The sequence below is a fragment of the Streptomyces spiroverticillatus genome, assembly GCA_014650415.1.
GTDB classification, from domain to species: domain Bacteria; phylum Actinomycetota; class Actinomycetes; order Streptomycetales; family Streptomycetaceae; genus Streptomyces; species Streptomyces spiroverticillatus.
On the sequence record BMUX01000002.1, the window covers coordinates 25243 to 47798 of the forward strand.

General features: G+C 71.0%; 20 protein-coding genes. 13 read left to right on the plus strand and 7 right to left on the minus strand.

The features are described from left to right. Nucleotides 1–12: 12 nt before the first annotated feature. From IE269_RS04480 to IE269_RS04515, 8 genes are all read left to right on the plus strand, one after another. Complete coding sequence (locus IE269_RS04480; protein WP_189821421.1) at nucleotides 13–756, plus strand: GntR family transcriptional regulator; 744 nt, start codon at nucleotides 13–15, stop codon at nucleotides 754–756. 84 nt (nucleotides 757–840) lie between these two features. Further along, on the plus strand, nucleotides 841–3081 hold the full coding sequence (locus tag IE269_RS04485) for a molybdopterin cofactor-binding domain-containing protein (protein WP_189821422.1): 2241 nt from the start codon (nucleotides 841–843) through the stop codon (nucleotides 3079–3081). A 115-nt stretch (nucleotides 3082–3196) separates the two neighbouring features. After that, the gene (locus tag IE269_RS04490; RefSeq protein ID WP_189821423.1) at nucleotides 3197–4147 is read left to right on the plus strand and encodes an amidohydrolase family protein; all 951 of its coding nucleotides are present in this window, start codon (nucleotides 3197–3199) and stop codon (nucleotides 4145–4147) included. A gap of 115 nt (nucleotides 4148–4262) precedes the next feature. Next, entirely contained in the window at nucleotides 4263–5009 is a 747-nt protein-coding gene (locus IE269_RS04495) for an aspartate racemase/maleate isomerase family protein (RefSeq protein WP_189821424.1), read from the plus strand. Beyond that, nucleotides 4996–6369: a UbiD family decarboxylase gene (locus tag IE269_RS04500; protein WP_189821425.1), complete on the plus strand. Its 1374-nt coding sequence runs from the start codon at nucleotides 4996–4998 to the stop codon at nucleotides 6367–6369. The genes IE269_RS04495 and IE269_RS04500 overlap by 14 nt, the downstream gene beginning before the upstream one ends. A 149-nt stretch (nucleotides 6370–6518) precedes the next feature. After that, entirely contained in the window at nucleotides 6519–7262 is a 744-nt protein-coding gene (locus tag IE269_RS04505) for a 3-hydroxybutyrate dehydrogenase (RefSeq protein ID WP_189821426.1), read from the plus strand. A 51-nt stretch (nucleotides 7263–7313) separates the two neighbouring features. Continuing rightward, the gene (locus IE269_RS04510) at nucleotides 7314–8672 is read left to right on the plus strand and encodes an MFS transporter (protein WP_189821427.1); all 1359 of its coding nucleotides are present in this window, start codon (nucleotides 7314–7316) and stop codon (nucleotides 8670–8672) included. Nucleotides 8673–8824: 152 nt separating this feature from the next. Beyond that, nucleotides 8825–10780, plus strand: coding sequence for a helix-turn-helix domain-containing protein (locus tag IE269_RS04515; RefSeq protein WP_189821428.1), 1956 nt, complete (start codon nucleotides 8825–8827; stop codon nucleotides 10778–10780). 46 nt (nucleotides 10781–10826) lie between these two features. Here the strand turns inward: IE269_RS04515 and fabI are convergent, their stop codons facing one another. The 3 genes from fabI to IE269_RS04530 form a co-directional block, all read right to left on the minus strand. Continuing rightward, the gene (gene fabI / locus IE269_RS04520) at nucleotides 10827–11594 is read right to left on the minus strand and encodes an enoyl-ACP reductase FabI (RefSeq protein WP_189821429.1); all 768 of its coding nucleotides are present in this window, start codon (nucleotides 11592–11594) and stop codon (nucleotides 10827–10829) included. Nucleotides 11595–11599: 5 nt separating this feature from the next. Beyond that, nucleotides 11600–12316, minus strand: a complete 717-nt coding sequence (gene fabG, locus IE269_RS04525; protein ID WP_189821430.1) for a 3-oxoacyl-[acyl-carrier-protein] reductase — start codon at nucleotides 12314–12316, stop codon at nucleotides 11600–11602. Nucleotides 12317–12473: 157 nt separating this feature from the next. Beyond that, nucleotides 12474–13625, minus strand: coding sequence for an SEC-C metal-binding domain-containing protein (locus IE269_RS04530; RefSeq protein ID WP_189821431.1), 1152 nt, complete (start codon nucleotides 13623–13625; stop codon nucleotides 12474–12476). 130 nt (nucleotides 13626–13755) lie between these two features. Between IE269_RS04530 and IE269_RS04535 the strand changes: the two genes are divergently transcribed. From IE269_RS04535 to tyrS, 3 genes are all read left to right on the plus strand, one after another. Continuing rightward, nucleotides 13756–15279: a TldD/PmbA family protein gene (locus IE269_RS04535; RefSeq protein WP_189821432.1), complete on the plus strand. Its 1524-nt coding sequence runs from the start codon at nucleotides 13756–13758 to the stop codon at nucleotides 15277–15279. Next, on the plus strand, nucleotides 15276–16667 hold the full coding sequence (locus IE269_RS04540) for a metallopeptidase TldD-related protein (RefSeq protein WP_189821433.1): 1392 nt from the start codon (nucleotides 15276–15278) through the stop codon (nucleotides 16665–16667). The genes IE269_RS04535 and IE269_RS04540 overlap by 4 nt, the downstream gene beginning before the upstream one ends. 86 nt (nucleotides 16668–16753) lie before the next feature. Then, nucleotides 16754–18028 carry a tyrosine--tRNA ligase gene (gene tyrS / locus IE269_RS04545; protein WP_189821434.1) on the plus strand — a complete coding sequence of 425 codons (1275 nt, stop codon included), beginning with the start codon at nucleotides 16754–16756 and terminating at the stop codon, nucleotides 18026–18028. 83 nt (nucleotides 18029–18111) lie between these two features. Here the strand turns inward: tyrS and IE269_RS04550 are convergent, their stop codons facing one another. Continuing rightward, the gene (locus IE269_RS04550) at nucleotides 18112–18387 is read right to left on the minus strand and encodes a GlsB/YeaQ/YmgE family stress response membrane protein (RefSeq protein ID WP_189821435.1); all 276 of its coding nucleotides are present in this window, start codon (nucleotides 18385–18387) and stop codon (nucleotides 18112–18114) included. Nucleotides 18388–18600: 213 nt separating this feature from the next. Here IE269_RS04550 and IE269_RS04555 point away from each other — a divergent pair, with 213 nt between their 5' ends. Both IE269_RS04555 and IE269_RS04560 read left to right on the plus strand, forming a co-directional pair. Continuing rightward, nucleotides 18601–19002 (plus strand): DUF3099 domain-containing protein, encoded by a 402-nt coding sequence (locus IE269_RS04555; protein ID WP_229897890.1) that lies wholly within the window; start codon nucleotides 18601–18603, stop codon nucleotides 19000–19002. A gap of 175 nt (nucleotides 19003–19177) precedes the next feature. Then, complete coding sequence (locus IE269_RS04560; RefSeq protein ID WP_189821437.1) at nucleotides 19178–19396, plus strand: hypothetical protein; 219 nt, start codon at nucleotides 19178–19180, stop codon at nucleotides 19394–19396. Between the two features lie 25 nt (nucleotides 19397–19421). Here the strand turns inward: IE269_RS04560 and moaA are convergent, their stop codons facing one another. The 3 genes from moaA to IE269_RS04575 form a co-directional block, all read right to left on the minus strand. Continuing rightward, entirely contained in the window at nucleotides 19422–20411 is a 990-nt protein-coding gene (gene moaA / locus IE269_RS04565; protein ID WP_229897868.1) for a GTP 3',8-cyclase MoaA, read from the minus strand. A gap of 150 nt (nucleotides 20412–20561) precedes the next feature. Continuing rightward, a complete protein-coding gene (locus IE269_RS04570) occupies nucleotides 20562–22193 on the minus strand; it encodes a solute symporter family protein (RefSeq protein ID WP_189821439.1) in 1632 nt (543 codons plus the stop codon). Beyond that, the gene (locus IE269_RS04575) at nucleotides 22190–22555 is read right to left on the minus strand and encodes a DUF485 domain-containing protein (protein WP_189821440.1); all 366 of its coding nucleotides are present in this window, start codon (nucleotides 22553–22555) and stop codon (nucleotides 22190–22192) included. Before IE269_RS04575 ends, IE269_RS04570 begins: the two co-directional genes overlap by 4 nt. Between the last annotated feature and the right edge of the window lies 1 nt (nucleotide 22556).

Consider the following 22556-nt stretch of genomic DNA (forward strand, 5'->3'; position numbering starts at 1 on the left):
GGGGAGGCGAGGATGGCGACCGACAAAGCACAGCAGGCCGTGCAGCACACTGTGAATCCGGTCGCGGCCGGGAGTCTGCTGGCGGACCGCGCGTACGACGAGCTCAAGGCCGCCGTGCTGGCGAACCGTCTGCGTCCGGGCGACGCACTGTCCGTGCCGGCACTCGCCACACAGATGGGCATCAGCCGCAGCCCCGTCAGGGAAGCCGTGCAGCGGCTGATCCACGACGGACTCGCCTCCCACGTCCCGCACCGGGGCGCCGTGGTCTCCACCGTCGACCTGGAGGACGTACGTCAGCTGTACGTGGTCCGCGAGGTCATGGAGGGACTGGCGGCGCGCCTGGCCACCGAGCGGCTCGACGCCACCAAGGTCGGCGAACTGCGCGACCTGCTGGAGCGGCACGAGCGCGTGGTCACCTCGGACTACGACGAGACCGCGCACATCGAGATGGACATGGCCTACCACAGCCTCATCCGCGAGGTCGCCGGGAACACCCACCTGACCTCGGCCCTGGACACCATCCAGGGCAAGGCCCACCTGGCGCTGCACTCGCTGTGGCGCAGCCCGGAGGCCCCCCGGCTCGCCGTGGCCGAGCACCGCCGGATCTTCGAGGCGATGACGGCCGGCGACCCGGACGCGGCGGAGCTGGCGGCGCGGGAGCACATCAGACGCCTGCGCATCCGGCTCTCCCAGGCGGTGGCCGCGGGCCCCGACCAGGACGACACGAGGGGGCCGGGGATCCACCCGGTGGCGTAACTCCCGTACAGCACACAGCACTTGCTGGAACTGCACCACATCGCACCACCCAACCCCATTGCCGTGGAAGGGAAGTGATCGATCGTGAGCACCGCTACCGGAATCCGGAATGGGGTGGGCGAAAGCGTCCGGCGGCCCGACGGCCGGCTGAAGGTCAAGGGGGACTTCGCGTACTCCTCCGACCTGCACGCGGACAACATGGTGTGGGGCGCGACCCTGCGCAGCCCGCACCCCTCGGCCCGCATCGTGCGCTTCGACGCGAGCAGGGCCCTGAAGCTCCCCGGTGTCGTCGCGGTGCTCACGCACGAGGACGTCCCCGGACATCCGCTGTACGGCATGAAGGTCGCCGACCAGCCCGTACTGGCCAAGGACGAGGTCCGCTACCAGGGCGAGCCGGTGGCCCTGGTGGCCGCCGAGCACCCGGAGACCGCCCGCCGGGCGCTGCGGCTGATCGAGGTCGAATACGAGATACGCACCCCGCTGACCGACTCCGAGCAGGCGGTCAGCGGCGAGGGCCCCCGGGTGCACGCCCAACGGGTGGACGGCAAGGACGAGTTGGGCAATGTCGTACGCCATGTCCGCATCCGGCACGGTGACATGGCTCAGGCCGAGCGGCTCGCCGAGGTCGTCGTCTCGGGGACGTACGACGTGGGCATGCAGGACCAGGCGTTCCTGGGCCCGGAGTCGGGGCTCGCGATACCCGCCGAGGACGGCGGGGTCGACGTCTACGTGTCGACCCAGTGGCTGTACGACGACCAGCACCAGATGTGCTCGGCGCTCGGCCTGCCCCCGGAGAAGGTCCGGCTGACGATGTCCGGCGTGGGCGGCGCCTTCGGCGGCCGCGAGGACGTCTCCGTGCAGATCCACTCCGCGCTGCTGGCCCTGCACACCGGACGCCCGGTGAAGATGAGCTACAACCGCGAGGAGTCCTTCTTCGGGCACGTCCACCGCCACCCGGCGAAGATGTGGTTCGAGCACGGGGCGACGCGCGACGGGAAGATCGTCTACGTGAAGGCGCGGCTGGTCTTCGACGGCGGCGCGTACACCTCCACCTCGCAGGTCGTCATCGCCAACGGCTCGTACTTCGCGGCCGGGGCCTACGAGGTCCCGCACGTCGAGATCGACGGCTACTCGGTCTACACCAACAACCCGCCCTGCGGCGCGATGCGCGGCTTCGGCGCCGTCCAGTCCTGTTACGGCGTCGAGTCGAACATGGACAAGCTGGCCAGGGCCCTGGGCATCGAGCCGGTGGAGCTGCGGCTGCGCAACGCCATGACGACCGGCACGATGCTGCCGACCGGGCAGGAGGTGGACGGGCCCGCACCTGCGGCGGAACTGCTGGAGCGGCTGCGCGACCGGCCTCTCCCGCCGCCCGGCGAGGGGACCTTCGGGCTCCCCGGCGGCCTCAACAACACCACCCGTGGCGAGGGCATCAAGCGCGGCGTCGGGTACGCGATCGGCGTCAAGGCGATCGGCTTCTCCGGCGGCGTCGACGACCGCTCGGTGGCCCGGGTGAGGCTGTCCCTCGCCGACGGCGAGCCGGTGGCGCAGGTGCACACCTCGGCCGCCGAGTGCGGGCAGGGCATCGTCACCATCCAGGCCCAGATCGTACGGACCGAACTCGGCGTCCAGCAGGTCACGGTCCTCCCCGCGGACACCCAGGTCGGCGACGCCGGCTCCTCCTCCGCCTCGCGCATCAGCTGGATGAGCGGGGGTGCGGTGCAGGGGGCGTGCAAGGCGCTGAAGCAGCGGATCACCGAGCTGAGCGGCGACGGGGATCTCGGCCGACTCCTCGCCGTGCACGGTTCGTTGGAGGAGGAGTACGAATACTCCCACCGGCGGACCTACCCCGTGGACCCGGAGCGCGGGCAGGGCCAGGCGCACATCGCCTTCGCGTTCGCCGCGCACCGCGCGGTGGTGGAGGTCGACACCGACCTCGGCCTGGTGAAGGTGGTGGAGCTGGCGACCGCCCAGGACGTCGGCAAGGCGATGAACCCGCTCGCCGTCGAGGGGCAGATCGAGGGTGGCAGCGCCCAGGGCCTGGGGCTGGCCCTGATGGAGGAGCTGCACGTGAAGGACGGCAAGGTACGCAACCCCTCCTTCACCGACTACCTCATCCCCACCATCGCGGACATGCCGTCCGTGCCCATAGACCTTCTCGAACTGCCGCACCCCGACTCGCCGTACGGCCTGAACGGGGTGGGCGAACCGCCGACCCTCTCCTCCACGCCGGCCATCGCGAACGCCCTGCGCGACGCGACGGGCCTGGAGCTGGGCAGGGTGCCGGTGCGGCCCGACGACTTCACCGACCCGGTGCGGTCCTGACACCCGACGAGCAGCCGAAGGAGGTGAGGCGGGCCCTGCCCTGGGTCCCCAAACGGTTCACCACGGTCCACACAGCAGTACGTACGACCAGAACCCGCAGGGAAGGAACAGCACCTTGATCATCGACACCCACATGCACCCCACCAACATCGTCGACCAGGCATGGAGGCACGACGGCACGCCGTTCACCGGCGAGCGCACCCTGGAGATGATGGACGGCCCCTACATGATCAACGGGAAGCCGCGCCGTATCGACATGGGCTGCATCATGCCCCCGCCGGGCAACTCGGTGTGGCAGGACGGGATGCGCGGTGGGCGCGAGGGCATCCGGGACTACATGTCGTACATCACCCACCTGGTGACGACGTACCCGGACCGCTTCATCGGCAACTTCATGTACAACCCGCGCTTCGGGCCGGAGAACGGCGCGGCGGAGCTGCGCCACCACGTCAAGGAATACGGCTACAAGATGGTCAAGCTGCATGCCAACATGCACGCTTACCGCCCGGACCGGGCGCTGGACTGGCTGCGTCCGGTGCTGAAGGTCTGCGACGAGCTCGGTGTCCTCGTCCTGATCCACACCGGTGACGGGCCGTACTCGATCCCGACGCAGTTCTACCCGATCATCCGCGAGTTCCCGAACGTCAACTTCATCCTCGGCCACTTCGGTGTGCAGACGGGTGGCGTGTACTGCTTCGAGGCGCTCTACATGATCCTCGACTCGCCGAACGTGTACGGCGAGTCCGGCTGGCTCCTCCAGTCGCGCATCGTGGAGTTCGCGCAGCAGATGGAGAAGCACCAGCTGGTCTTCGGCACCGACTCGCCGCCCAACGAGCCCGGCATGTGGGCCCGTGAGCTGGAGGTCCTGATGGGCCCGCCGCCGCAGGGCATGAACCTGAGCGAGGAGCACCTGGAGGGGTACCTCGGGAACAACGTGGCGAAGCTGCTGGGCATCGACCCGACGCCGCCGCCGCGGGACCAGGAAGAGGCGCAGCTGCGGCTGAAGAGCTCGTTCGCGACGCTGGAGAACCCGTCGGCCAAGTCGGCGGCGGAGATGCGCGCGTAGCTCCCCGGACCGGGGGTGGCTCCGATGCTCGGGAGGCTCGGGGCCACCCCCTTTTCCGTACAGATTTCCCTGCCGATACATAGCTCGTTCTTCGTGTGAGAAAAGTGGTGTCGCCATGCAGCAGCGCATCGGTCATCTCGTTCCCTCCACCAGCGTCGGCGTCGAGCGCTGGGTGGCCCAGATCTGCAAGCCGGTCTCCATCGAGGTGGCCCATCCGATCGCCCGTGCCTCGCTCCCCGAGGTGATGAGCGGCCCGGCGATCGCCCCGTCCCAGTCCGGTGAACTCACCCGTGCCGCCTCGCAGTTGGCGGACGCCGGGGTCAGCGCGGTGGTGTGGAGCGGCAGCTCCTCGGACCTGCACGGGGCGGCGCACGGGCGGGCGATGGCGCGCTGGGTGGAGGAGGTCACGGGGGTACGGGCCTCGACGGTCACCCTCGGCCAGATCGACCTGCTCTCGCGCCGGGACATCGTGTCGATGGCGCTGGTGTCGGCGGGCAACGAGCAGACGGCGGGACGCCTCGCGGACACCTACCTCGCGGCCGGGTTCAAGATCGCCTCGGTGACCGCGCTGGGGCTGGCGAACGCGCGGGAGGCGGCGGAGCTGCCGGTCTCCCGGGTGCGCCGGGTGCTGAAGGAGGCGGACTCGCTGGACGCGCAGTGCATCGTGGTGGCGGGCACGGAGCTGCCGGTGGCGCCCGTGGCGGCGCTGATGGAGCGGGAGTTGGGCAAGCCGGTGTACGACGGGGCGCGGGTGGCGATCCGTACCGGTCTTGAGCTGCTGGGGCTGTCGGTCGTGGCGCCCGAGTGGGGCGAGATGTTCGGCGCGGAGAAGCCGGCCGGGGTGTGCTGTGACTCGCACTGAAGTCTCCCAGGACCTCAGGGACTTCCTGCGTACGTACGCGCAGGCGCACCCCGAGGACGTGCTGACCGTCGAGGAGAAGCTCGACGGCGAGGACGTCGCCGCGCTGGCCATGGAGCTGGCGGCCCGGGGGCGGGAGGAGATGCTGGTCTGCCGGGACGTGGCGGGGCTCGGCACGCCGGTCGTCACCAATGTCTTCGCCTCGCGCAGGCGGGTGGCCCGGCTGCTGGGCACCGACCCGGCCGGGCTGCACGAGGCGTACCAGGCGGCCTCCGCCCGCAAGTGCACCCCGCGCGTGGTGGCGGACGGGCCGGTCCTGGAGGTGGTGGAGTCGGGTGCGGACGTGGACCTGGCCGCGCTCCCCCTCATCCAGCACTTCGCCTCCGACCGGGGCCCGTACATCACCAGCGGGATCATCGCGGCGGAGGCCCCGGCGGACGCACCCGGCCGGGCGGGGAACCTCAGCTACCACCGCTCGATGGTGCACAGCCGCAACGAGCTGGCGACGAGCCTGCACTCGCGCGGCCACCTGTGGCAGTTGCTGCGGCTCGCCGAGGAGCGGGGCGAACGGCTGCCCGTGGCACTGGTGCTGGGCGGCCACCCCCTCTTCATGCTGGCGGCCTCGGCCCGGCTGGGCGCGGACGTGGACGAGCGGGACGTCGCCGGGGGACTCTTCGGGGCGCCGCTCGACGTCGTACGGACTCCGCAGTACGGGATACGGGTGCCGGCGAGCGCGGAGATCGTGCTGGAGGGGTACATCGACCCGGCGCGGCACGCGGAGGAGGGGCCTTTCGGGGAGTTCTCCGGCTACTCCTCCGACCGGTCGACGAACGACGTGCTGACGGTGGAGACGGTGCTGCGGCGCTCCGACGCGCTGCTGCTCGACGTGGTCGGGGGCAACACCGACGAGCACCTCAACCTGGCACGGATTCCGCGCGAGTCGGAGATGGCGCAGAAGCTGAAGGAGCGGTTCCCCGAGGTCACGGCGCTGTACTACCCGACGTCCGGGACGCACTTCCACGCGTACGTCGCGATGCGGTCCTCCCGGCCGGGGCAGGCGCGGCAGATCATGCTCGGGCTGCTGGGCTGGGACCCGTACCTGAAGACGGTCGTCGCGGTGGACGCGGACGTGGACGTCACGGACGACTCGCAGGTGCTGTGGGCGATGGCCACCCACCTCCAGCCGCACCGGGACGTCTTCATGGTCGACGGGCTGCCGGGCAGCCCCCTGGACCCGTCCTCCACCGCGAACGGGACGACCTCGCGGATGGCGCTGGACGCGACGCGGGGGGCGGATTTCCACGGGGTACGGATCCGGGTGGACCCGGAGCGCGTGGAGCGGGCGCGGGGGCTGCTGGGCTGAGCCGTCCCCGGCGGGGGCTGCGTGCGGCACGGGGGCCGGGTCCGGCGGCCCGTGTGAGGCACATGGGGTGAACCCCCATGTGCCTCACCGCAATTGTGGTGTCCCACCACATGGGTGCGGGGCGGCTCCCCTCCCTACCGTTTCGGCCCATGACGCACCTCCCCCGCACCGCCCTCGTCACCGGCGCCGCCCGTGGCATCGGCCGCGCCTGCGCCCGCGCCCTCGCCGAGGCGGGCGCCACCGTGCACGTCGTCGACCGCGACGGCGACGCGGTCAAGGCCGTGGCCGAGGAGACCGGCGGGCACGCCCACGTGGTGGACCTGGCCGACCCCGAAGCCCTCGCCGCACTCCCCCGCGACATCGACGTCCTCGTCAACAACGCCGGGCTCCAGCACGTCGCACCCCTCACCGAACTCCCGCCGGAACGCTTCGAGTTGATCCAGCGGGTGATGGTGACGGCCCCCTTCCTGCTGCTGCGGCAGACACTCCCCCACATGTACGCCCAGCGCTGGGGCCGCGTGGTCAACATCTCCAGCGTCCACGGCCTGCGCGCCAGCCCGTTCAAGGGCGCGTACGTCGCCGCCAAGCACGCCCTGGAGGGGTTGAGCAAGGTCGCCGCCCTGGAGGGCGCCCCGCACGGGGTGACCAGCAACTGCGTCAGCCCCGGCTACGTACGCACCGAGCTGGTCGAGGGCCAGATCCGCGACCAGGCCGAGGTGCACGGCATCAGCCCCGACGACGTCGTCGGCGACGTCCTGCTGACCCGCTCCCCCGTGAAGCGGCTCCTGGAGCCCGAGGAGGTGGCGGCGGCCGTGCTCTGGCTGTGCGGTCCGCACGCCGCGTCCGTCACCGGTGTCTCCCTGCCCCTGGACGGCGGCTGGACCGCCAACTGATCCTGCCCCCGCTCCCCTTCCGACCTCCCCTCCTGAAACCGGTGACCTCCCATGACCACTGCCTCCCCGCCCGCGACGCCACGCACCGGCATCGCCCGTATCGTCGGTGCGAGCCTCATCGGCACGACCGTCGAGTGGTACGACTTCTTCCTGTACGGGTCTGCCGCCGCCCTCGTCTTCAACACCCTGTTCTTCCCGACCTCCGACCCGCTGGTCGGCACGCTGATCGCCTTCGTGACGTACGCGATCGGTTTCGTCGCCCGGCCGCTCGGCGGTGTCGTCTTCGGGCACTTCGGCGACCGGATCGGCCGCAAGAAGCTCCTGGTCGTGAGCCTGCTGATGATGGGCGGCGCGACCTTCGCGATGGGCCTGCTGCCGACGTACGGCTCCATCGGCGTCGGCGCGCCGATCCTGCTGACCGTGCTGCGGCTGGTGCAGGGCTTCGCGTTGGGCGGCGAGTGGGGCGGGGCGGTGCTGATCGTCTCCGAGCACGGGGGCGCGAAGCACCGTGGTTTCTGGGCGAGTTGGCCGCAGGCGGGCGCGCCCGGCGGGAACCTCCTCGCCACGGGTGTGCTGGCTTTGCTGGCGGCGGTGCAGTCGGAGGAGGCGTTCCTGTCGTGGGGGTGGCGGATTCCGTTCCTGCTGTCGGGCGTGCTGGTGGTGATCGGGCTGTGGATACGGGTGTCGGTGTCCGAGTCGCCGGTCTTCCTGGCCGCGCAGGCGGAGGCCGCGCACGGGGCGAAGGAGCAGGCGCCGGTGGTCGAGGTGTTCCGGCGCAGTTGGCGCGAGGTGCTCACCGCGATCGGCACCCGGTTCGGCGAGAACATCTCGTACTACCTCCTGACCTCCTTCCTGCTCGTGTACGTCACCGTGCACCTCGGCCTGCCCAAGAGCACCGCGCTGAACGCCGTGCTGATCGGCTCGGCCGTGCACTTCGTGACGATCCCGGTGTGGGGCGCGCTCTCCGACCGGATCGGGCGGCGGCCGGTGACGCTGATCGGTGCGGTCGGGATGACGGTGTGGGCGTTCGTGTTCTTCGCCCTGCTGGACGGGAAGTCGTTCGCGGTGATCACGCTGTCGGTGACGGCGGGGCTGCTGCTGCACGGGGCGATGTACGGGCCGCAGGCGGCGTTCATCTCGGAGATGTTCGACACCAAGGTGCGGTACTCGGGGGCGTCGATGGGCTCGCAGCTCGCGTCGATCGTGGCGGGGGCGCTGGCCCCGATCATCGCCGTGGAGCTGCTGAAGGACTTCGACACGACGCTGCCGCTGAGTCTGTACCTGGGCGGGGCGGCACTGGTCACGGCGGTGACGGTGTACTTCGCGAGGGAGACGCGGGGGCGGGACCTGACGCGGAACGCGGTGGGCGGGAGTGCGGCGCCGGTGCGGGCGACGGCCGAACACCGCTGACCGGAGCCCCCCGGTCTGCCGAACACTGCTGACCGGAGCCCCCGGTCTGTCGAACACCGCTGACCGGAGCCCCCGGTCTGTCGCGCCCGAGCCCGGCGCGGCAGGCTGGGGCACCTCCCGTTGTCCTCTCGTACGGACGGACCCTCCGCCACATGACCCACACCGCCGACGCCCTGCACGAACTGCTCGATCTGCTCGCCGCCGGCGCGAGTGCCGAGGACCTCGCGGGCCCGGCCGCACGGGCGCGGGCGGCCGGGACCGGTGCGGCGGACACCGCCCGGCTGGCGGAAGCCACGGAGGCGGCGCTGGCGGTACGCCGCACCCTCGACCAGCACCGGCGGCGCGAGGCGGAGCTGGCCGCGCTGTTCGACACGGCCGGTGACCTGGCGGCGCTGCGCGGGCTGGACGCCGTGCTGCGGGCCATCGTGCGGCGGGCCCGCACCCTGCTGGGCGCGGACGTGGCGTACCTGACGCTCAACGACCCGGCGGCGCAGGACACGTACATGCGGGTCACCGACGGATCGGTCTCCGCCGCCTTCCAGCAGTTGCGCCTCGGCATGGGCGAAGGTCTGGGCGGTCTGGTCGCGCAGAGCGCCCGGCCGTACGCCAGCCGCGACTACCGCACCGACCACCGATTCCTGCACACGAGGGCCATCGACCACGGGGTCGGCGAGGAGGGGCTGCGCGGCATCCTCGGGGTGCCGCTGCGGCTGGGCGAGCAGGTGATCGGGGTGCTGTACGCCGCCGACCGGGCGCCCCGCGAGTTCACCCCGGACGCCATCGCCCTGCTCGGTTCGCTCGCCGACCATGCGGCGGTGGCCATCGACGGGGCGCGGCGGATGGAGGAGACCCGGGCCGCGCTGGTCGGCCTGGAGGCGGCGAACGCCACCGCCCGCGCGCACAGCGAGTCCCTGCGCCGGGCCTCCGACGCCCACGACCGGCTCACCGAACTGGTGCTGCGCGGCGGCGAGGTGGGCGAGGTCGCGGCGGCCATCGCGGCCCTCCTCGACGGCAGCCTGACCGTCCACGACACCGACGGCACGGAACTGGCCCGGGTGGGCGAGGGCCCCACCGCCCCGCCGGAGCAGGCCCTCGCCGCCTCCCGCACGCACGGGCGCGCCGTGTACGCCGAGGGGGTGTGGACCTGCGCGGTGCTGGCCGGTTCGGAACTGCTGGGCGCTCTCGTGCTGTCCGGCCGGGGCGGCCCGCAGGGTCCGACCGCCCTCGCCGGCGCCGACCTGCGCCTGTTCGAGCGGGCCGGTCTGGTCACCGCCCTGCTGCTGCTCCTGCACCGCTCGGTCGCCGAGACCGAGGACCGGGTGCGCGGCGAACTCCTCGACGACCTGCTGACCGACGCCCCGCCCGGCCGCCGGGGCACCGGCAGCCTCGCGCTGCGCGCCAAGCGGCTCGGCGTCGACCTGGCGGCCCCGCACGCCGTGGCCGTACTGGACTGCGATCCTCCGGTACGGTCCCGGCTGGCCGCCGACGTGGCACGGCGGGCCCGTGCGCTGGGCGGCCTGGCCGGCACCCGGGAGGGCCTGGTCGTGCTGCTCGCGCCCGCCGCTCCCGGGGAGCTGGCCCGGGACCTCGCGCACGACCTGGCGAAGGCGCTGGGCAGTCCGGTGACCGTCGGGACGGCCGGGCCCGCCACGGGCCCGGCCACGTTCCCGCACGCGCACGCCGAGGCCCGCCGCTGCCTCGACGCCCTGCACGCCCTGGGCCGTACCGGCGACGGCGCGGACCTCACCGAACTCGGCTTCCTGGGCGTGCTGTTGGGCGACCGGGCGGACGTCGCCGCGTACACCGCGCGCGTGCTGGGACCCGTACGGGACTACGACGCGGAGCGCGGAACGGAGCTGCTGCGCACCCTGGACGCGTACTTCGCGCAGGGCGGCAGCCTGGCGCGGGCCAAGGACGTGCTGCACGTGCACGTGAACACGGTGGTGCAGCGGCTGGAGCGGGTCGGGCGGCTGCTCGGCCCGGACTGGAACACCCCCGGCCGCGCCCTGGAACTCCAGCTCGCGCTGCGGCTGCACCGGCTGGCGCAGGGCGGTGGGTCCGCGTCCGTCTCGCCGTTGGCGGAGGGAGCGGGGCCCGGACATGGGTGAGGGGCGGGCCGTCACCGGCCCGCCCCTCACGCTCAGCCCCGAAAGGCTAGGCGCCGATCATGTGCACGCCGCCGTCGACGTGGATGATCTCGCCGGTCGTCTTCGGGAAGAAGTCCGACAGCAGGGCGACGATGCCCTTGCCCGCGGGCTCCGGGTCGGCCATGTCCCACTTCATCGGGGAGCGCTCGTCCCAGACCTTCGCCAGGTCCCCGAAGCCCGGGATGGACTTCGCGGCCATCGAGCCGATCGGGCCCGCCGAGATCAGGTTGCAGCGCAGGCCCTCGGCGCCCAGGTCACGGGCGAGGTAGCGGGAGGTGGCCTCCAGCGCGGCCTTCGCCGGGCCCATCCAGTCGTACTGCGGCCACGCGAACTGCGCGTCGAAGGTGAGGCCGACGATCGAGCCGCCCTCGCTCATCAGCGGACGGCAGGCCATCGTCAGCGACTTCAGCGAGAAGGCGGAGACGTGCATGGCCGTGGAGACCGACTCGAACGGCGTGTTCAGGAAGTTGCCGCCGAGCGCGTCCTGCGGCGCGAAGCCGATGGAGTGCACGACACCGTCGAGCGAGCCCAGCTCGTCCCGTACGAGATCTTCGAGACGGTCCAGGTGCTCCTGGTTCGTCACGTCGAGCTCGATGACCTTCGCCGGCTTCGGGAGCTTCTTGGCGATGCGCTCGGTCAGCGTCGGGCGGGGGAAGGCCGTCAGGATGACGTTGGCACCCTGCTCCTGCGCCACCTTGGCCGCGTGAAAGGCGATGGAGGACTCCATCAGGACACCCGTGATGAGGATGTTCTTGCCTTCGAGGATTCCACTCATGGCGATCAGTGACCCATGCCCAATCCGCCGTCAACCGGGATGACGGCTCCAGTGATGTACGACGCGTCGTCCGAGGCGAGGAACTTCACCGCTGCGGCGATCTCCTCCGGCTGCGCGTATCGGCCGAGCGGCACCTGGGCGACGATGCCCTTGCGCTGGTCGTCCGTGAGCACCTGGGTCATGTCGGTGTCGACAAACCCGGGCGCGACGACGTTGAACGTGATGTTGCGCGACCCCAGCTCACGGGCGAGGGAGCGCGCGAACCCGACCAGACCGGCCTTCGAGGCGGCGTAGTTGGCCTGCCCGGCCGAGCCCAGCAGACCCACCACCGAGGAGATCAGCACGACGCGGCCCTTCTTGGCGCGCAGCATGCCGCGGTTGGCACGCTTCACGACCCGGAAGGTGCCGGTCAGGTTGGTGTCGAGGACGGACGTGAAGTCCTCCTCGGACATGCGCATCAGGAGCTGGTCCTTGGTGACGCCGGCGTTGGCCACCAGCACCTCCACGGGACCGTGCTTCTCCTCGATCTCCTTGTAGGCCTGCTCCACCTGCTCGGTGTCGGTGATGTCGCACTTGACGGGCAGCACGCCCGCCTTTTCGAGCTCCGCGGGGTCGCCCGAGCGGTAGGTGATGGCGACCTTGTCGCCTGCGTCGACGAAGGCGCGGGCGATGGCGAGGCCGATGCCCCGGTTTCCTCCGGTGACGAGAACCGAGCGGCTCAACGGATCACCCTTTCGATAGCGGTCTGGTTCCTCCGAACCTATCCGCCCACCACCCCCGGCGCAGAATCGGGCGGCGACAGTGACACGGGGTGCCACCTGTGGGGACCCTACAGATGGCACCCCCGGGGTCACGGTGGTGTCCGCCCCGCGACCGCGCTCAGCCGTTCGCCGGGTTTCCGCAGCACTTCTTGTACTTGCGGTCCTCGCCGCACCAGCAGGGAGCGTTGCGCGGCGGGGGCCATGCCATGGGCTCGGTGGTACGGGCGAGTTCTGCCTCGTACGCGGCGCGGGTGGCGGGGTCGCCCGGCGAGCGGCCGGTACGCGCCGCGTGGTCGGTCAGGCCGTCCAGGCCGGCGTGGACCACCCCCAGGCGGAATGTGCCTGCGTCGGCGCGGGCGCGCAGCGAATCCTCGGCGTCGCGCCGATGGGCGGCGTGGTCGGCGCCGTCACCGCCGTGGCTCTCGCCGAAACTCGTGGCCGCCTGCGGCCAGGCGGCCAGGAGCCGGGAGAACTCCGCGGCGGGCCAGTAGACGGCCCCGGCCGACACGGTGCCCGCCGGTGCGTGCTCCGCCAGCTGAGCGGCGATCGCCTCCTCGTACATCTCGTCCTGCACCTGTCGGCCCCGCACCGGGTCATGCAGGTCGTCGAGCGGGCGGTGGATGCCGTTGGCGCCGAAGAAGCCGCCCCTGCGGTCGTGGAAGGTGTGGGCCAGGTCGTCCCAGTCGTCGTGGGCCGCGCCGGTCGCCCGTCGCACGCGGTGACGGGCCACGAAGAGCGAGGCGATGCCCGGCGCCCGGGCTTCGATCGTGTCCGCAGTCGTCGGGGCTCCGGCACCCAGGAGGTGGGAGAGGGCCGCCGTGTACCAGTCGGCCGCCGATTCGGCGCTGTCGTACTCCTCGAGCGCCTCGCCCCCGTACTCCCAGGCGTCGACGGACTTCGGGTGCCTGCGGCGCAGTTCCGCCATTCCGGCCCTGGCCTCCTCCGGCCGTCCGGCCTCCCAGAGCGTTGCGATGCGGTAGGCGCGTACGAGGTCCGCGTCCTCGACGGGCGGTCCCTCGGGGTCGAGCAACCGGTCGTACACCTCGATCGCGCGATCGAATTCCTTCGCGTCCTTCCAGGCCTGGGCGGCCTCCTCGAGAATTTCCTCGCGCTGCTCGGGGAACCGCTCGGCGTCGGCTTCGAAATCGCGGGCCCACTGGGCGTAGTCGGGCCCGGTGGATCGCTTCTCGCCGCCCGCGTCGCCGACGACGTGCGTGTTCGTGTTCTTGCTGCGGTGCCGGGTGCTGCCCCTGCTGCGCTTGCTCGCCATGAACAGCACCGTAGCGGCGGGGCGAAGCCCGTACGGACCGTGTGGGAGAAGTGACGGACGTGCTTGACTTTGGGCGGCACGGGCCGGGTCGGGTCGGTGCGCCGGACCATGGGAGATGGGGATGCAGCCAGTGGCTCATGAGGTTGATCAGTCGTTTCTGGAACTACCGTTGCGCGCCCTCGCCGACGCCGCTCTCGCGCGGGCCCGGGCGCTCGGGGCCGCGCACGCCGACTTCCGGTTCGAGCGGGTGCGCAGTGCGTCCTGGCGGCTGCGGGACGCGAAGCCGTCCGGGTCCAGCGACTCCACCGACCTCGGGTATGCGATGCGAGTGGTGCACGGCGGGGCCTGGGGGTTCGCCTCCGGGGTCGACTTGTCGATGGACGCCGCCGCGCGGGTCGCGGGGCAGGCCGTGGCGATGGCCAGGCTGTCGGCGAAGGTGATCAAGGCGGCCGGGTCCGACGAGCGGGTGGAGCTGGCCGAGGAGCCGGTGCACGAGGACCGGACCTGGGTCTCCTCGTACGAGATCAATCCGTTCGACGTGCCGGGCGAGGAGAAGGCGGCGCTGCTCGCCGACTGGAGCGGGCGGCTGCTGCGGGCGGACGGGGTGGCCCATGTGGACGCCTCGCTGCTGACCGTGCAGGAGAACAAGTTCTACGCCGACACGGCGGGGACGGTCACCACGCAGCAGCGGGTGCGGGTGCATCCGCAGCTCACGGCGGTGGCCGTGGACGGGACGTCCGGCGAGTTCGACTCGATGCGGACGATCGCGCCGCCGGTCGGGCGGGGCTGGGAGTACCTGACGGGCACCGGGTGGGACTGGAACTCCGAGCTGGAGGAGATCCCGGGGCTGCTGGCCGAGAAGATGCGGGCCCCGAGCGTCGAGGCGGGGACGTACGACCTGGTCGTCGACCCGTCCAATCTGTGGCTGACGATTCATGAGTCGATCGGGCACGCCACCGAGCTGGACCGGGCGCTCGGGTACGAGGCCGCCTACGCGGGTACGTCGTTCGCGACCTTCGACCAGCTGGGCAAGCTCGCGTACGGGTCGTCGGTGATGAACGTGACCGGTGACCGCACCGTCGAGCACGGTCTCGCCACCATCGGGTACGACGACGAGGGCGTCGCCGGGCAGTCCTGGGACCTGGTGAAGGACGGCACGCTCGTCGGCTACCAGACCGACCGGCGCATCGCGAAGCTCACCGGGCTCGGGCGGTCCAACGGGTGCGCGTACGCCGACTCCCCCGGGCACGTGCCCGTGCAGCGCATGGCGAACGTGTCGCTCCAGCCGGAGCCGGGCGGGCTGTCGACGGAGGACCTGATCGGGGGTGTCGAGCGCGGGATCTACGTGGTCGGCGACCGGTCGTGGTCGATCGACATGCAGCGCTTCAATTTCCAGTTCACCGGCCAGCGTTTCTACCGGATCGAGAACGGGCGGCTGGCGGGGCAGCTCCGTGACGTCGCGTACCAGTCGACGACCACCGACTTCTGGGGCTCGATGGAGAAGGTCGGCGGCCCGCAGACGTACGTGCTGGGCGGCGCCTTCAACTGCGGCAAGGCCCAGCCGGGCCAGGTCGCGGCGGTCTCGCACGGCTGCCCGTCGGCCCTCTTCCGGGGCGTCAACATTCTGAACACCACGCAGGAGGCCGGGCGATGAGCCGCGTGAGCAAGCCGTACGAGATCGTCGAGCGGGCGCTGGAGCTGTCCACCGCCGACGGGTGCGTCGTCATCGCCGACGAGGAGTCGTCGGCCAATCTGCGGTGGGCGGGCAATGCGCTGACCACCAATGGTGTGACCCGGGGGCGCACCCTGACCGTCGTCGCGACGGTGGACGGGGCCGAGGGCACCGCCTCCGGGGTCGTGTCCCGGTCGGCGGTCACCGCCGAGGAGCTGGAGCCGCTGGTACGGGCCGCCGAGGCGGCGGCGCGGGCGGCGGGTCCGGCCGAGGACGCGCAGCCCCTGGTCGAGGGCGTGCCGGTGTCCCCCGACTTCCGGGACGCGCCCGCCGAGACGTCGTCCGCGGTCTTCGACGCGTTCGCCCCCGCGCTCGGCGAGGCCTTCGCCCGCGCCAGGGCAGGCGGGCGCGAGCTGTACGGGTTCGCGAACCACGAGATGACGTCCAGCTATCTCGGTACGTCGACGGGGCTGCGCCTGCGGCACGACCAGCCCAACGGGACGCTGGAGGTCAATGCCAAGTCCCCGGACCGTACGAAGTCGGCCTGGGCCGGGCGCTCCACCCGTGACTTCAAGGACGTCGACCCCGGGGCCCTGGACGAGGAGCTGGCCCAGCGCCTGGTGTGGGCCGAGCGGCGCATCGACCTGCCCGCCGGGCGGTACGAGACGCTGCTGCCGCCGAGCGCGGTCGCGGACCTGCTGGTGTACCAGCTGTGGTCGTCGGGGGCGCGGGACGCAGTGGAGGGGCGGACGGTGTTCTCCCGGCCGGGCGGCTCCACCCGGCTCGGCGACACGCTGTCGTCGCTGCCGCTGACGCTGCGCAGCGACCCGAACGAGCCGGGTCTCGAGTCCGCTCCCTTCGTGCTGGCGCACTCCTCGGGCGGCGACTCGTCCGTCTTCGACAACGGGCTGCCGCTCGCACCGACGGAGTGGATCAAGGACGGGAAGCTGGAGCGGCTGATCACCACCCGCAACACCGCCGCCCTGACCAAGCTGCCGGTGGCCCCGGACATCGACAACCTGATCCTGGACGCGGGCGGCACGAAGTCGCTGGACGAGATGGTCGCGGCGACCGGGCGCGGGCTGCTGCTGACCTGCCTGTGGTACATCCGCGAGGTCGACCCGGCGACGCTGCTGCTGACCGGCCTGACCAGGGACGGCGTGTACCTGGTGGAGAACGGCGAGGTCGTCGGCGAGGTGAACAACTTCCGGTTCAACGAGTCGCCGGTGGACCTGCTGTCGCGGGCCACCGAGGCCGGTGTCACGGAGAAGACGCTGCCGCGCGAATGGGGCGACTGGTTCACCCGGGCCGCGATGCCCGCGCTGCGGGTGCCGGATTTCAATATGAGTTCTGTCAGCCGGGGCGTATAACCTCGGTCAGCAAGCATCGGTACCGGCAATCACCGCGTACCCGCGCATCTACTGCGTACCTGTACATCTGAGGAGATCTGAGAATCGTGACGGACATCGTCGACGAGCTGAAGTGGCGCGGGCTGTTCGCCCAGTCCACGGACGAAGACGCACTGCGCAAGGCGCTCGCGGACGGCCCCGTCACGTTCTATTGCGGCTTCGACCCGACCGCGGCGAGCCTGCACGTGGGACACCTGGTGCAGGTGCTCACCATGCGCCGGCTCCAGCAGGCGGGTCTCAAGCCGCTGGCGCTGGTCGGCGGGGCCACCGGGCAGATCGGTGACCCCCGCCCGACCGCCGAGCGCACGCTGAACGACCCGGAGACCATCAAGGAGTGGGTGAACCGGCTGCGCTCGCAGATCGAGCCGTTCCTCGACTTCGACGGCTCGCAGTTCGCCCACCCGGCCACGATGGTGAACAACCTGGACTGGACCGGCGGCATGTCCGCGATCGAGTTCCTGCGGGACATCGGCAAGCACTTCCGGGTCAACAAGATGCTGACCAAGGACTCGGTCGCCCGCCGGCTGGAGTCCGAGCAGGGCATCAGCTACACCGAGTTCAGCTACCAGCTGCTCCAGGGCATGGACTTCCTGGAGCTGTACCGCCGCTACGGCTGCACCCTCCAGCAGGGCGGCAGCGACCAGTGGGGCAACCTCACCGCCGGTCTCGACCTGATCCACCGGGTCGAGCCGGAGGCGGTGGTGCACGCGCTGGCGACGCCGCTGATGACGAAGGCGGACGGCACCAAGTTCGGCAAGACCGAGGGCGGGGCCGTCTGGCTGGACCCGGAGATGACCACGCCGTACGCGTTCTACCAGTTCTGGCTGAACGTGGACGACCGTGACGTCTCCAAGTACATGCGCATCCTCAGCTTCCGTACGCAGGCGGAGCTGGAGGAGCTGGAGGCGCAGACCGAGGAGCGTCCGCAGGCCCGTGCCGCCCAGCGTGCGCTGGCCGAGGAGCTGACGACGCTGGTGCACGGCGCCGACCAGTGCACCGCTGTCATCGCCGCGTCGAAGGCGCTGTTCGGCCAGGGTGAGCTGACCGACCTGGACGAGCCGACGCTGAAGGCCGCTCTCTCGGAGCTGCCGCACGCGCAGGCGGAGGGCCTGGGGCCGGTCGTCGACCTGCTGATCGCTGCGGGCCTCGCGCCCAGCAAGGGCGGCGCGCGGCGCACCATCAAGGAGGGCGGCGCCTACGTGAACAACGTCAAGGTCACCGCCGAGGACGCCGAGGTCACCGCCGACCAGCTGCTGCACGGCCGCTGGCTGGTGCTGCGCAAGGGCAAGAAGAACCTGGCGGCGGTGGAGATCACGGGCTGAGCCCTCGTCGTACGAAAGCCCTTTTCGTTACGACACGGCAGCGGGCCGGAAACCCCCCTCGGGGTTCCGGCCCGCTCGCCGTCTCAGGCCCTGCTTCTGTTCCCGCGGACCATCGTGTAGAGCGCGTCACCCACGCCGACCACGGCCACAGCGCCGATCAGCTGGAAGAGGTGCCGGCCCCAGTCGACGCCGCGGGTCTCGTCGATCCCGAAGCGGGCGGCGATCCAGTTGCCGATCACTGCTCCGATCATGCCGAGGATCGTCGTCAGCCAGAGCGGGATCTGCTGCTTGCCCGGGATGATCGCCTTCGCGATCAGACCGAGCACCAGTCCCACGATGATTGCCCACAACCAGCTCATGTCGCCTCCTCGTACGGGCGCGGATGTGCGCTGCGACCAAGTCTGGGCGGATACCCCGTACGGCGCATGTCGGACACCGCCGTACGGGGGAGGCATGGTCGGCTTTGCCCAGACTGTACGGGCCCCGCTCTGCCGCCTGTCCGAGGGCGGGCGTACCGTGGAGGGATCCGGGCCGGGGAGCGCCCGGCGCAGGAATCGGGTGGTGGAATCGTGGTGCGGAAGCTGCGCGGGGCCGAGGTCGTACGGATCACCGGAGCCCGCCAGGGCCTCGCGGAGGACGTACGGGGCAGGCAGCGCCGGTACGTCATCTCGATGGCGATCAGGACGGTCGCGGTCATCCTCGCCGCCGTGCTGTGGAACGTGGAACGTCCTGTGGCGATCGTGGCGCTGGCGCTGGGCGTGCTGCTGCCGTACGTCGCGGTGGTGATCGCCAACGGCGGCCGGGAGAACGCGAAACCCCTGCCCAGCACCTTCGTTCCGGCACCGGTGCGGCCCGCGATCGGGCCGCCGCTGGAGGGCACCGTGATGGGCCCCGACGAGGGCCCGTTCCGGGACGCGGAGGCGGCTTCGAATGCGGCGGGTCCGGTCAACGAGCCCCGGGGACGGACCACTTAACTCCGGCCAAGCTCAAGAAAACCTCAGATCAATCATGACGTTCCGGTGCACCGCACCCCGTCCCCCGTGACATACTTCGTAGGCGCTCCGCATCCCCCGTCGGAGCGACGGACCGACGCCGGGCAGCTCCCCCCGTGGCTGCTCGGCGTCGCCTTTTTGTTTTGGGACTGTTGTGGTGAGCGAAGAGAACCCCGTCTGTTCCGCCAAGGGCTGCCGCGTGGACGCGGTCTGGGTGCTGGCCTGGAACAACCCGAAGCTGCACGCTCCGGAGCGCCGCAAGACGTGGCTGGCCTGCGAGGAGCACCGGGAGCACCTGTCGCAGTTCCTCGGTGTCCGGGGCTTCCTCAAGGACGTCGTGAAGCTGGCCGACTGGGAAGAGCCTCCTGCCGTCTGAGGCCCTCCCCCGCCCGGACGTCCGCTCAGCCGCCGATCGCCGACATCGGGCGGTCCGGCTGGAGGAAGGTCGGGTCGTCGAGGCCCGAGCCGGCCTTCTTGCCCCACATGGCGACCTTCCACAGCTCCGCGATCTCCTGGTCCGTGGCGTCCGAGCGCAGGGCGGCGCGCAGGTCGGACTCCTCGCGGGCGAAGAGGCAGGTGCGGACCTGGCCGTCGGCGGTGAGCCGGGTGCGGTCGCAGGCGCCGCAGAACGGGCGGGTGACCGAGGCGATGACGCCGACCCGGTGCGGTCCGCCGTCGACCACCCAGCGCTCGGCGGGTGCGGAGCCGCGCGCGGTGTCGCCCTCCTCGGTGAGGGTGAAGCGGGTGCGCAGGGACTCCAGGATGTCACCGGCGGTGATCATGCCGTCGCGCTTCCAGCCGTGCTGGGCGTCGAGCGGCATCTGCTCGATGAAGCGCAGTTCGTAGTCGTTCTCGACCGCCCAGGCGAGGAGGTCGGGGGCCTCGTTGTCGTTGAGGCCCGGCATCAGGACGGCGTTGACCTTGACCGGGGTGAGCCCGGCGTCGCGGGCGGCGGCCATGCCGTCGAGGACGTCCTGGTGGCGGGAGCGCCTGGTGAGGGTCTTGAAGACGTCGGGGCGCAGCGTGTCCAGGGAGACGTTGACCCGGTCGAGACCGGCGGCCTTGAGGGCGGTGGCGGTGCGCTTGAGGCCGATGCCGTTGGTGGTCAGGGACATCTGCGGGCGGGGCGTGAGGGCGGCGCAGCGCTCGACGATCCCGACGAGGCCGGGGCGGAGCAGCGGTTCGCCGCCGGTGAAGCGGACCTCGGTGATGCCCAGCTCGGTGACGGCGATGGAGATGAGCCGGACGATCTCGTCGTCGGTGAGCAGGTCGGACTTGCCGAGCCACTGGAGGCCCTCTTCGGGCATGCAGTACGTACAACGCAGGTTGCAGCGGTCCGTCAGTGACACGCGCAGGTCGGTGGCGACCCGGCCATAAGTGTCGATGAGCACTGTGGGCCCCCTCCCCGATGGGTGACTGGTATCTCCGACACTACGCGACGGCACTGACAACGCCTGAGGGCCGATTGGCACGAGTCGCGACGGGGCCGCGTCGTAGAGTCCTACGACGCGGCCCCGGGGGTTCGTACGGGAATCGACCGGTCAGTGGGCACCGGTGCCCGTGAGGGACTTGACCTCCAGCTCGGCGTACTTGCCCTTGTCGGGCTCCTCCTTGGAGAGGATCGAGCCGAGCCAGCCCAGCAGGAAGCCCAGCGGGATCGAGATCAGGCCCGGGTTCTCCAGCGGGAACCAGGCGAAGTCGACGCCCTTGAACATCGAGGTGGGCTTGCCGGAGACGACCGGCGAGAACAGCACCAGGAAGACCGCGGCGAAGAGACCGCCGTAGATCGACCACAGGGCGCCCTGGGTGGTGAAGCGCTTCCAGAAGAGGCTGTAGAGGATCGTCGGCAGGTTGGCGGAGGCGGCGACCGCGAAGGCGAGGGCGACGAGGCCGGCGACGTTGAGGTCGCGGGCGAGGGCGCCGAGCGCGATGGAGACGATGCCGATGAAGACGGTGGCCCAGCGGGCGGCCTTCATCTCCTCCTTCTCGGTGGCCTTGCCGCGCCGGATGACGTTCGCGTAGATGTCGTGCGCGAACGAGGACGACGAGGCGAGGGTGAGGCCCGCGACCACCGCGAGGATCGTCGCGAAGGCGACCGCGGAGATGACGGCCAGGAGGATCGCACCGCCGGTGGAGCCCGAGCCGCCGCCGATCTCGAGGGCGGCGAGCGGGGCGGCGGTGTTGCCGGCCTTGTTGGAGGCGGTGATGTCGCCCGGCTTGAGGAGGGCGGCGGCGCCGAAGCCCAGGACGATCGTCATCAGGTAGAAGGCGCCGATGATGCCGATGGCCCAGTTGACGGACTTCCGGGCGGCCTGCGCGGTCGGGACGGTGTAGAAGCGGATCAGGATGTGCGGCAGTCCGGCCGTGCCGAGGACCAGGGCGATGCCCAGCGAGAGGAAGTCAAGCTTGGACAGCGCGGTCGCGCCGTACTTGAGACCCGGCTCCAGGAAGCCCTCCTTGCCGCTGTTGGTGGCGGCGGCGCCGAGGAGTTCGGAGACGTTGAAGTTGAACTTCAGCAGGATCAGGAAGGTGATCAGCAGGGTGCCCGCGATGAGCAGGACGGCCTTGACCATCTGCACCCAGGTGGTGCCCTTCATGCCGCCGATGGTGACGTACACGATCATCAGGACGCCGACCAGGGCGACGATGGCGATCTTGCCGCCGTCGCTGGTGATACCGAGCAGCAGGGAAACCAGCACACCGGCGCCGGCCATCTGCGCCAGCAGGTAGAAGATCGACACGACGATGGTCGAGGTGCCCGCGGCGGTGCGCACCGGGCGCTGCCTCATGCGGTACGCGAGGACGTCGCCCATGGTGTAGCGGCCGGAGTTGCGCAGCGGTTCGGCGACCAGCAGCAGCGCGACCAGCCAGGCGACGAGGAAGCCGATGGAGTACAGGAAGCCGTCGTAGCCGAAGAGGGCGATGGAGCCCGCGATGCCGAGGAAGGAGGCGGCGGACATGTAGTCGCCGGAGATCGCCAGGCCGTTCTGGAAGCCGGTGAACTGGCGGCCGCCCGCGTAGAAGTCGGCGGCGCTCTTGGTCTGACGGCCCGCCCAGACGGTGATCCCGAGGGTGGCGACGACGAACAGGGCGAAGAGGGTGATGATCAGCGTGCGGTGCTCGCCCGCACCCTCACCGGCGGCGAACTGCCACCCCATGTTGAGCGTGCTCATTCTCCGGCCTCCAGGCGGGACTTGATCGCTGCGGCCTTCGGGTCGAGCTTGGTCGCCGCGTGCCGCGAGTAGAACCACGCGATGAGGAAGGTCGTCAGGAACTGGGCGAGTCCGAAGACGAGGGCGACGTTGATGTTGCCGAAGACCTTGGTGCCCATGAAGCCGCCGGCGTAGTTCGACATCAGTACGTACAGCAGGTACCAGGCGATGAAGGCGACGGTCAGGGGGAAGGCGAACGAGCGGTGGGCACGGCGCAGTTCGCCGAATTCCGCGCTCTCCTGCACCGCGACGAACTGCTCCGTCGTGGGCCCGGTGGGCTGGATTTCCGGGCCGCCCTGGGGCGGTGGTGCATCGGTGGTCACG